The following is a 12,836-nucleotide window of genomic DNA, read 5'->3' on the forward strand; positions in this document are numbered from 1 at the left end:
ATTCTCCTGATCTGAAGGCATCGAGAATTTCTTTATGATTCATACGATTTACTCCCTTCTATGATGTTTTGCACACTCTTAAAATCCAATTTCCCTAGCGCCACCTCTTGCATCAATCCGATGATTTGCTCGTCTGTATACGTGCCCTTTATGTGATGTGCTGCTGCGCTATGATTTTGTTTTTCCGCTTTTAAGGCCAAATGGTCAGATAGAGCTTGGACTGTCTGACATTCAAGGATGTCCCGGCCGGCCATCTTCAGCTGCGTGGTTTTTTCGATATGCCGCATCAATTTTCGGCCAAGAATTGAATCCATCCCATAATCCAGGAAGTTTCTTTTGAAATTGATTCGATCCTCAGATATGCCCAATTCTCGTGCTAAAAATTGAACAATGATCTTTTGAATATGGGTTTTTCCATTCGGCTCGTCAATCTCTGTTTTCATATCTTGTGAATGCTGTTTAACGGCCTCTGATTGCTGAGTGCCTGACGAAATCCAATACCGTTCCCTTGCAAATGGATAACCAGGTAAAGAAACCATCCGAACGTCATCGCCATCATGAAGGAGTTCCCAAGGAATCTGATATCCTTTCACCCAGCATTCCGCGATGTTTTCCAAATTTCTTTCTTTTGCGAGAGCTTGCAGAACTGCTTCATCTTGTTCTTCTAAAATCCCTTCTGTATATCCTGTATAAAGGGATCTCTGTTGGCCTGATACCCCACCATTCTTCATTGCTTCCACATATTCCTTCAATTTTCGCACCAATTGCTTCTGATTGTTTACAACGATCGCGAGCCTTGCTTCCATGGCTTTTCTCCCAACCTGAAGCGTATATGCCACATCAGGTAAAGAAAGGTTATGATTCTGCTCCAGATACGCAATCATGCGGCAGGCAGCATCCTGAAGCCGATCGTCATTTTGGGCTGAAAGCACAATGATCTGCGGTGACCCTTGATGCCGCTGTGTGGACGGCTGATCATCCGGAATGTATTCTTCAATGACTGCATGTGCATTGGTGCCGCTGATTCCAGTCGTGCTGATCGTTCCCATCCTCGGCTTCTGATTTTTCCTGATCCACGAACGGTTTTCTTTGCAAAGCACAAATGGGCTTTCTTTAAACGGAATATACGGGTTTTCCGATTCACAGTGATGAGTGGCCGGAATGATCTGGTTTTTCATAGCCATCAGCATACTGATTAAAGCAACCGTTCCTGACGCTGCAAATGTATGTCCGATTAAAGGTTTAATTGAGCTGATCATACAGAATTGCTTCTGCTTCGTATATTTGCTGAACACGCTCGTTAACGCTTGGACCTCAAGCGGATCACCAAGATTCGAGCCGGTACTGTGCGCCATCACATATTGAATATCGAGCGGATTGATTTCATTTTTTTCATAAATGTTTTCGATCAATTCTGCCTGGCTAAAAGGATTTGGCGCAGTAATGCCGTTGGTTTTGCCATCGTAATTCACGCCGCTGGCTTTGATGCAGCCATAAATATGATCTTTATCTTCAATTGCCTTTGATAATGGTTTCAAGAGAACAGCAGCCACCGCTTCACCTGGCACAAGACCATTGGCATCCTGGTCAAACACTTTGCATTGTCCGTTCGGAGACAGCATTTCGGCCCTTGTCAGCGCCTCAAAAGACATGTGAGAAATATTCAAGCTGACGCCGCCGGCTAAAGCCATTTCACAATCCCCCTGACGCAGAGCTGAACATGCCTGGTGAATCGCCACCAGTCCAGATGAACATGCTGCTGTCAAAGCCATATTAGGCCCTTTTAAATCCAATGCGTATGCGATTCTCGCAGACAATGTGGCGTTTTGTGTTCCGTTAATGTAATCCGTATCTCCGGTTAGATGCGCATATTCCCCTTCTTCCACACCTACATAAACACCGCAGGATTTTCCTTTTATCCGATCTCCCATATAGCCGGCGTCTTCAAACGTGTGCCATGCTTCCTCTAGAAAAATGCGCTGGCGCGGGTCCATGCTTTCGGCTTCTTTAGGCGATATTTGAAAAAACAGCGGATCAAACCGGTCTATGTCCTTCAAAAATGCACCCCACCTTGGCACTGCTTTTTCTGGATCTCTGTTAGCTCTCCCCCAGTCCCGGCGTTCGCCCGGGATGTCAGAGATACACGATTTACCGTTTTTCAGATTATCCCACAGCTCATGGACCGAATCAGCTTGAGGGAACCTGCCGCTCATGCCGATAATGGCAATAGGCTCATCGTGAACCTGCCGAATGCTTTTTTTACTGGTTTCTGGTTCTAAAGCTACAGGAATTGCTGCATAAGCTTCAGGGGGCTTTTGCGCTTCTGATGCATCATCCCGGTAAAATGCTTCAATCAGCTCTTTATGATCGGTTAAGAAAAAGCCGATCAATTCTTGTAAAGTCGAATAGCCGAAAAATAAAGCCGGTGTCACTTCGATGTTGAAATGCTTTGATAACACATTCGAAAATTTAGCCAAATAGATTGAATCAAATCCGAAGTCGGCCCAATTTTTGTTCAAATTCAGCTTGTCCTTTGAAATCTTAAGCAATGTGTGAATATGCTCTTTCAAGTCGTGTTCTAAACGCTTTTCAACGCTTAACTTTTTTACCTCATCCTTGTTTTCTTGCGCTAGAGGGGCTTGAGTGGCCGGTTCTGGAATAGCTGGTTCAGTCATTCCTAAAAATCGGCTGACACGGCTGGGCTGACCGGCTATGACGAGATGCTGAGCATCCTGCTGAGCTAGGATGTGCTCAAACATACGGATGCCTTCCTCGGCTTCTAGGAAGCGTTGGCCGCTTGATTTCAGGTACATATCCGTTGTTTCCTCATCACCGATCTTCATTCCGCCATCCTTCCATACAGGCCAGCTGATGACAAACGTTTTACCGTTATGCAGCTCATTTCTGTATTGTGCGTAAGCCATCTGAAACCTGTTGCCAATCGCATAATCACAACATCCAAAATCCCCTAAAACCGCAGAAGAAGAAGAAAAATAACACATAAAATCAAGGACTTCATTTTTAAGCCATTCATCAAGCGCTATCGTGCCGTTGATTTTCGGTTCAATGATGCGCTGGAAGCTTTCGATCTTTTTGTCAAAAATAGCAGAGTCGCTTTCGATTCCGGCTGCATGAATGACACCGTTGATGGCACCGAATCGGTCTTTCCCTCTCTTTACGCAGTCTCCCATTGCGATAGGATCAGACACATCGGCTTCTGCATACATCGCTTCGCCGCCTAGATCCTTTAATTCTTTTATTTGCTTTTGCTTCTCATCATTAAAAGGCGACCGCCCTGTCAAAATCAGGTTTGCGGCATAGTTTTTGGCCAAATGCTTGGCAAATAAATAACCAAGCCCTCCTACACCGCCTGTAATCAGGTAAGTACCGCCAGACTTCAATTTGCTGTCGTCCGGTTGTATCGTTGTCTGTTCAATGTGATTTACATATCGTTTCGCATTCTGATACAAAACCGTTTGTTCAGCTGTAGCCTGTAATTCTGCCCATATATTACGTGTCCAATCATCCATCGATCCTTGTTCCGCCGGCTGAAAGATTCCAGTCACTTTTGTGTGCGGAAGGACAAGCCCGAGTGAACGTTCGAAGCCAATCCATGATTCCAGATAGCTTCTGTCAAGACCATCTTCAAAACATCCTGCCAGCAGCAGCCGTGAAGGATAAAGCTTTGCTGCGGACATACCTTGTAATAGGTAAACAATACAGGAATGGTCCTTTATACAGCGCTTGTCTTCCATAGGCCACATATAGAGGATTGCATCTGGTTCTCCAAGTTCTTCTTTAATGCTCTGGAAGGCCTTTTCTAAAGTAACGGGTTCTTGCCGCACAATCTGGTAGCTATATTCAGACTGTTTGCTGTACACTTCGCCCTGTGATATAAAAATGACCTTAGTGTCTTGATCAACGTTTTTCAGGGCTGAAGCAAATGCGTTTTGCTTTTCTCTTTCAGTCAGAAAACAGATGAGCGTTTTGATACGTTTCGATGTGAGAGTAGCCGACTCTTCTTTCCACACTTCTTGAAAAGTCATAACCTTGAAAGGTTCTTCTGTTTGCTGATCATGATCCTGTTCTATAGACGCCGGAGCCTTTGCCGCGCCTGGTGCCCAGTAACGTTCTTTTGCAAATGGATATGCCGGAAGACTGATCCGGACAGGCGTTTGGGTGCCGTACAGCATGCCCCAGTCGAAAGACAAGCCTTTCACCCAAAGATCCAGCAGTTTCGTGTATTTCCCTTTGCTCATCCATGCTTCTATGATTTTTTCCGTATCCTCATCCGCTGATAAGACTGCTAACGCTTTTTTGTTATCATCGATGCGATCCAGATACAGGCTGTCTGCTTTGTTTTCGATAAAATCGTTCAGCTTTCTCTCAAGATCCTCTAGTGATTCCGCTATAAAGGCCAGTCGTTCCTCCATTGCTTCACGGCCTGTTTGCAAGGTATAGGCAATCCTGATCAGGTCTGTTTCGCGGTACCTTTTTTGTTTGATGGCTGTAAGCAGCTGTTCCGCTTTTTCTTGCAAGCGTTCCATGTTTTTGGCCGACAGCACAATCAGCGCTGGAGGATGGTCTTTCGGCGTTTGCGCCCCCGTCCTTGGAATATATTCTTCCAGGATGATATGGGCATTGGACCCTCCGGCGCCAAAACTGCTCAAGCCAGCGCGCCTAGGCACCTCTTGCCCGCCAATCACCAGGCGTTTCCATTCACCAAGTTGCTGCTGAACGACAAATGGCGTATGGCTGAACTCGATGTTCGGATTCAACCGCTGAGCATGCAATGATGGTGCAATTTGGCCATATTTAAACTGAAAAAGTATTTTTGTCAGCCCTGCAATTCCGGCTGCACTTTCACAATGACCGATATTTGATTTGCTGGAGCCGATCGCACAAAACTGTTTCTCCTGCGTATCTTTCTCAAATGCTTTTGTTAACCCCGCTATCTCAATCGGATCTCCTAATGCAGTGCCTGTTCCATGCGCCTCTAAATAACTGATGGTTCGGGCAGGAATGTCGGCGCGCTCCATTGCTTCTTTAATTACCTGTGCCTGTGCATGAGGATTTGGAACCGTGTATCCATTTGTTTTTCCTCCGCTATTAATGGCACTTGCCTTTATCACACCGTAAATATGGTCACCGTCTGCTATTGCTTGCTGCAGCGGCTTTAACACAATGGCGCCTACGCCTTCACCGTCGACAAATCCATCTGCATCATCGCCGAATGATTTACATGTATCACTAGCAGAGAGCATATTCATGACAGATAAATTCTGATAGTGAACCGGGTCGACAACTAAATTGACACCGCCGGCAATGGCACAATCACTCGATCCGCTATAAATGCTTTCCAGCGCTAAATGAATCGCTGTCAGGGAGGATGAGCAGGCTGTATCGACTGCAAGACTCGGGCCTTGGAAATTCAGTAAATAGGATATTCTGTTGGCGATAGACCAATAGCCGTAGCCGGTCGGATAATTTTTGTTCATGACTCCGGCAAAGACGCCGATTTTTCTGCTTGAACAGAGCGAGTCAGGCGTGTATCCCGCGTCTTCAATACTTGCATAAGCGGTTTGCAGAAATAATCGCTCCTGAGGGTCCATTCTTTCTGCCTCAAGCGGAGAAATCTGAAAGAATAATGGGTCAAACTTGTCCATATCCTTGATAAATCCGCCCCATTTCGTATAAATTGATCCTTCTTTTCCTTTTTCTTTATCGTAATAAGCTTTCCAATCCCAGCGATCTTTCGGAATTCCCTCAATACAATTTCTTCCTTCTTTTAGGTTGTTCCAAAAGTCTTCTGCTGTTTCCGCCTGAGGATAGCGTCCAGAAATGCCGATAATAGCAACGTCACGGCTTGCAAGAGTGTTTGTCGGTGTTTCTTTCTCCCCGCTGAAGCCAAGCTTGCGATAGCGCCGTGTTCTTTTAGCGGCCTGATCAGGTTTCTGTGAAGATTGGGTTCTGCTTTCGGCCGGTGTCTGTTGTAGAACTTGACGGTCAAGACCTGTTAATTTCATCAGCGCTTCTGTTTTTGTTTTGATGAAATGCTCCACTAATGCGTCAATGGTCTGGTACTCGAAAAATAAAGTGCTGCTTACATGGTCAATTTCTTTACGCAATGTATTCGTCAGCTGGACAACAACGATAGAATCAATACCGTACTTTTCAAGCGGTTCAGATGCCTCAATCTTTCCAGCAGGAATTTTCAACGTTTCCCCGATTAGTTTTTTCATATATTCTGTGCTTTTTTCTCTTAGGAGAGCATGTTTTGATTGTCCAGCTTCCTCTGAATCTATGGAATGAATGTAGGCTGGCTCCTGATTAGACGCTTGTGAAACAACCTTCTCCGGCAAGATCACATTTTTCATCATACGGCGAACCAGCCCGTTGCTTGAGGCTGCGACGATTTGGTGACTCAGATCATGTGCCGCCTCGGCCGGGAAAAAGACAGATTCAAAGCCTTCGCTTTCAAGTGCCGCTTTCCAGCTGTCAGGATGTAAGCCTGGACAGCCGGGAATCCGCACTGCAGGATCTTCATACAGCCACCAGCCTTCCAAAAGACCAAAGGTGATGTGAGGGAACAGGCTGTTTCCCGCCATTTCATTCAGCAGCAGCATTCCGTTGTTTTTCATTACTGCTTTTGTATGCCGCAGTGTTTGACGGATATTTTTTGTTGCGTGAAGGACATTAGCGGCAATGACGACATCATAGCCTCCCGCTTCAAATTCCTGCTGGTCAATCGGTTTTTCCACATCAAAAAGCTGATATGTCAGGTACGGATTTTCCGCCCCATATTCCTTTTCTGCATGCAGCAAAAATGCTTTAGACAGATCTGTATAGCAATATTCATTGATGTGCTTTTGATATGGTTTCAGTTTTTCAAAGATTCCGGCACTCGTGCCGCCTGTGCCTGCGCCTATTTCCATAATGCGAATCGATGCCTCAGGGTCGTGCTTCAGACGTTCATCCAGATAAGCTAATAATGTATCGGCAAGCACTTTATTAAAATAGTCTGCCACTTGGTTATGCTTATAAATGCCTTCCACCAGTTCCATCGAGGAATGCGGGAACATGATATCTGTTGCAGGGACTTTCCCTGTCAAAATATCCGGTAATGCTTTCAGCATGGCCTCTGCTAAGACAACCATCGCCTTTGTCTCGCTGTCTTTAAGCCACTTTTCTTTTTTCGCATTCCATTCTTGCCAAAGCAGCTCGATATCCTCTGCTTGGTCCTTCCTCACCAATGAATCTCCAACTTTCTTAAGATAGCCATGCTGCAAGAGAAATTCGCTGCTTTGCCGAATCCATTTTCCATAAAATTCACGAGTCTTATATTGTTGAAGACGTTCAACCGATAATGTATAACCATCAAACAGCCCGGCCGTTTGCAGCTGTCCTAACAACAGCCTGTAAAGAAGATCATCAAGCTCTTCATGTGTCACTCTTTGAAATCGTGCCGTAGTCGGCAGACGCTCCATCAGGCTCTCTGCATCTGCTGAAGGTTGCTCCGGATAAAGAGTGATGAATTCATTCTGATTCACACCTTCGACTGCTACAGGCTTTGTCGTATGAATGAAAGCTGTTTGGCTGACTGGCCCAGAAAGCAATGCTTCCAGCGCCTTCATAGCCTCCGCAGACTCAATTAAACCTAAGCCGATTTGATTCATGAGCTGTACATAATGTTCATCCTCAGCCGCTTCACTATTCCCCCAATATCCCCAGTTCATGACTTTTACAGGGCATGCCCAGCTCTGAGAAAGCTGGTGAGCAAAAGCATCTGCAAATGTACAGCCAGAGGCATAATGGCTTTGCTTCACATTTTTGATATGGGCTACAAGCGAAGAGAAGAATAAAACAAAATCTACATTCTCCTGGCAGAACACTTGGGCCAACCGAATACTGACATCGATCTTCGCCGCCAGTCCAGCGGTGAATTCTTCCGGCTTCATTTTTTCCAGGCTTTGCTCAAATAAAACCATCGCAGAGTGAACAATCCCGTGAATATGAGGATGGCGCATTTTCACTTGATCATAAGCCTGCTGCAATGAATGCTTATCAGCTGCATCGGCTGCAATGTAGAAAGGCTCAGGGCCAAGCGCCGAAAGTCGGTCTATTTTTGACTGGATGGCAGCATTAAGTTGACTTCGCCCAATCCAAACGATTTGCGCCTGGTAGCGGCGGATCATGTACTCACTCCACGCCTCTCCGATATACCCGGCTCCTCCGATGACCACATAGACTCCGCCTTTCCGATATAGCGTGTCGCCTGACAGTGAGTGCCGATATGGGATCAATTGCTGCTGATGCCATTGCTGATTACGATAGGCCCAAGCATGGCCAAGGCGGTCAGCTGGGAGCGCAAACATGTGATTTACCGGCCATGTGCAGCCTTTTTCAAGATCGAGAAGACGGATTTTCCAGTGTGGATATTCCTTTGCCATTGTGCCGGCAAGCCCATGAATGCTTGCATGAGCGGGTTGTACTGCCTCATGTTGCGTAACCGGCTGTGCTTGGACGGTCACAAGAGACCATTCAAGTTGTTTCTCGCCATAGCCTAATTGCAGGCATGCTTTCACAAGCTTAAATAAGTGAAGAACAGCTTCTCCTTGTCCATCACTACCTATACTTCCCCGGTGTGACGGGGCAATCCACAATACATGGTCAATGCTTCCGTACGCTCGCAGTTTGACCGCTATTCCCTCAATGTCATCTGCAGGCCGGATATCGATAAAGGAAACTTGCGGATAATGATGCTTTATGAATGCCCGATCAGCTTCAGCAGCACCGCATAAAACAGCTCGTGTACCAGCAAACGAAGCATTATCCTCCGCTTCTAGAGAGACTGGTTCCCAGACGGGGATCATCATCGTATGCCCGGTCAGCTGAGAATCAGTTACTAGTTGAGACCTTGAATGCCGCTCTCCATCAAGTGCCCGCATCAAGGCACCCTTCATTCGCACACAAACGTGTCCGTTCTCATCACATAAATCAATATCATACTTTCTGACTTTGTCCTCCGCTTTACTGTCTGAACTATATCGAATATAAGACCATATATTCTCTGGACATGGGCTGAAAATATCAACCTCCTGCAACGCAAATGGAAGAGACAGCGTCTGAGCTTGTCCAGTGGCATTGACTGAGCTAACGATAAAACCGACCGTGGCATGGAACGCGGAATCCATCAAACTCGGGTGGAGCGTAAAATGCTGCTTGTCGTTTTTTAGAAAAGCGGGTAACGAGATTTTTGCAAGCAATTGATCTTTGCCGACATAGACTTTTTCAATCCCTTGATAGCCCTCTCCATAGTCAAGCCCAATCTTTCGAAACGCTGCATAGCATTGTTCTGACGTCACTGTGTCCAAACTGCATTCTGTCTGTATTGATGAAAGGTTTAAAATGGAAGTGTCCGCTTCATCTGAAATGACAGCGCGGCCTTGGCAGTGTATCGTCAGGGCTTCTTCTTTATGTTCAGAGTTGCTATAAATGTCAAAGGAAATGTCCCCGTTATCCTCAGGAAAAAGGCCAATATGTATTTCTTTTGGTTCACTTTCTATCGTGATAGGACGCACCCACACAATGTCTTTAAGCGACACCACTCTTTGTTCGCCGTCCAGATCGCCTGCAGCTTTTTCCGCTGCTTCCCTTGCCATTTCTAAATAGGCAACGCCCGGTAAAATCTTCTGCCCCTGTACAACATGATCTGAAAGGAAAAATTCCGTGCCTGTAAATACAGAGCTAAAGCGCTGCTCAGTAAAGTCTGATGTATTGCGGTGCACCAGCGGATGTAAGATATGATTCACAGTGCTGGTTTTCATTTCAGGAACCGGGATCCAGTAGCGCTCCCTTGCAAACGGATAGGTCGGAACACTGATTTTAAGCGGCTTGCGATCGCCGTATAGGTCGTCCCAGGTGACCCGCTTTCCTTGAACCCATGCTTTCGCCATTTCCATCATTTCGCTGTCTGTTGTCAAATGGTTATTCAGCGCATTTACCGAAGTTGGCCCAGCCGCCTCCTGATTCTCCTTGGCTCGTCCCGTCCAGCAGCCCTCGATCTCTTCTTCGCCATTGGCAAACGCCCGAAGTTTAGCCGTTAAATCTTTTATGTCTTTTACGATGAAGGCCGCACGCTCCTCCATTTCAACCCGTCCTGCCTGCATGGTATAAGCTAACGCTAAAAGATTGACGTCCTCGCTAAGAAAATCAAGAAGTTTAAGAGCGTAAGCCTGCAGACGATCTTTGTTTCTCGCAGACAAAGGTATCACTATTTCTTCATTTTTCGTTAAAATCGTCTCTGAATGGCTCTCTGCCGGAATATATTCTTCCAAAATAAGATGCGCATTTGATCCTGAAGCGCCAAACGAACTTAAACCGGCGCGGCGGGGATATGTGACGTCCACCCCGTTTTCTGTAAAAGATGGCTGCTCCCATTCCTTTGTTTCATGCTGGACAAAAAATGGGGTTTGATCGAGCTTCAAATAAGGATTCAGCTCTTCTGAATGTAATGAGGGCACCAAGGTTTTATGATGCAACTGCAGGACAGTCTTCGTTAAGCCGCTAATGCCGGCTGCAGCTTCAGCATGGCCAATATTCGTTTTAACAGAACCGATTGAACAGAATTGCTTGTCCTGCGTATTGCGGCTGAAAGCTTTTACTAACCCCTGTATTTCAATCGGATCTCCCAATGAGGTGCCAGTGCCATGGGCTTCAACATAGCTGATGGTGCGCGGGTCAATTCCTGTTTTTTCTAGACACGCTTCGATAACATCAGCTTGAGCTACCGGGCTCGGTACTGTAATTCCGCTTACTTTCCCTACATGATTGATCGCACTGCCTTTGATGACAGCATAGATTCGGTCACCGTCCTGTTCAGCTTTTCGCAGCGGTTTTAGCAATACTGTGCCGACACCTTCTCCAGATACGTAGCCATCCCCGCCTTTGCCGAAAGTATGGCAATAGCCGTCACTTGAGTGCATCCCTACACTGCCATAGCTGATATATTTAGCCGGATGCAGTGACAAATTGACGCCTCCGGCAAGCGCGGCCTCGCATTCTCCATTCCGGATGCTCTCTATTGCCAAATGAACCGCAGTTAATGAGGAAGAGCAGACCGTGTCCACCGCCATGCTTGGGCCGTGGAAATTACAATAGTAAGAGACCCTGTTGGCGATTTGCGCATAATTCAGCGATAAAGGAAATGGATTGTGTTCTGATAGAGCTTCAGCTCCTATAAGGGAATAGTCCTTATGCATAACGCCGGCAAACACACCGACATGCTGTCTTTTATTTTCTCCCTGCGGTGAAGCAATTGTCTCTGGTGTATAACCCGCATCTTCAATAGCTTCCCAGCACGTCTCTAAAAATAACCGTTCCTGAGGGTCCATCATTTCCGCTTCACGCGGAGAGATTCTGAAAAATTGAGGATCAAAACAATCAGCATCCTCGATAAACCCGCCCCATTTTGACAATGGCTTGCCCGAAGGTGAATCCAGTCCATTGTTTTCTTTCCATTCCCAGCGTGAGTTTGGAATCTCTGTGATGCAGTCGGTACCCGCTTTAAGCTGTTCCCAAAATTCCTGTATATTTTTCGCCTTAGGATAGCGTCCCGCCATTCCGATAATGGCTATGTCCTCCCCGATCTCTGGTGAAGAGGTAACACCATCAATTGGTGAAGGAGATTGGCGGACAGCATCGTCCGCCTCTCCAATTGAATAGTGATCAGCAAGATGAGCAGCTAGTTCTGCAATTGTTGTAAATTCAAACAGCAGTGTCGGAGCAAGATCCGCTCCAACCTTATCTCCAATTTCCTGAACCACGGTAAGCAATGACGGAGAATCCAGACCAAGCTCATAGTACCCAGCGTGGATATCCATTTGTTCTGCCGGCCTTTCAAGCTGCTTAGCAAGCAGCTGACGCAAATACATTTCAAATGCGGGATAGTCCCGACTGATGTTCTGAGAGACAGCAGCTCTTTCTTCTTGAATTTCTTTTGCAGAATGAAATGCTGACATATTCCGTACAGACTTGCCTGCAAATTGTTTCAGCTCGGCCACTTTTTGTCCTGCTGAATTAAAATATTCAATCGTCATATAAGTGAGTTCTTTCTTTTGGCGCACAGATGAGGAGAGGATCCGTGCTGTACATCCTTTTTGCAATCGTTCTGAAGCAGAAAACGATTCATAATACAATGGCAGGTACATCGTTTGATCTGAGATCAGGCAGCTTGAACCTATGCCACTGCCGTCAATAAGCGTCGGATGAAACAGAAAAGCTTCAGAATGACGCAACGCTTCCTGTCCGACTGCTAAATCAATTACAGCCCCCTCTTTGGCCTCATAAATCCGCCCTTTTGCCTTCATCATGCCGGTATGCACTAACTCCTGAGAACGGCATTGTTCATAGATTTCATCTAAATTCAGAATCCTATCAGCTGTACTTTTCCACTGATTAAGGTCTATTGATTCGGCAAAAGAAGTTTGCTCTTTACGATGCATGTCAGCAGTCACATATTGTCTCTTGTCAGATAGTGATTCTCCATGCTGTTTTTGTCCGTCGATGATGATGGACCATGTCCCTTCCTTTCTTTCAGACACATGAATGGTCAGGGCAATGTCATATGACTCATCTGCAATCAAAGGATAAAAAATGGTCAGGTTTTTTAATTCAAGCTCTTGGTATGCATAACCATGTTCCTGGAATACTTGGTAGATTAAATCTATATAAGCAAGGCCGGGTAATAACGCTTGTCCATATACCTTGTGGTTGGACATGATTGGATTATTTAATGAAATGTGCAGTTGTTCAGTTATCATTTTCCCACTCCTCTC

1 protein-coding gene is annotated in these 12,836 nt (G+C 45.9%); it reads right to left on the minus strand.

Annotation, left to right across the window (positions count from 1 at the left end):
• Positions 1-32: 32 nt before the first annotated feature.
• Positions 33-12,821 (minus strand): polyketide synthase PksM, encoded by a 12,789-nt coding sequence (gene pksM / locus NYE22_RS13060; RefSeq protein ID WP_342411900.1) that lies wholly within the window; start codon positions 12,819-12,821, stop codon positions 33-35.
• Positions 12,822-12,836 lie beyond the last annotated feature (15 nt).

The sequence above is a fragment of the Bacillus sp. FSL K6-1560 genome (assembly GCF_038592935.1).
Taxonomy (GTDB): Bacteria; Bacillota; Bacilli; order Bacillales; family Bacillaceae; genus Bacillus; species Bacillus subtilis.

Bases quoted from the DNA above. Each gene is read 5' to 3' on its own strand.
- pksM (WP_342411900.1), bottom strand. From the start codon at position 12,821: ATGATAACTGAACAACTGCACATTTCATTAAATAATCCAATCATGTCC.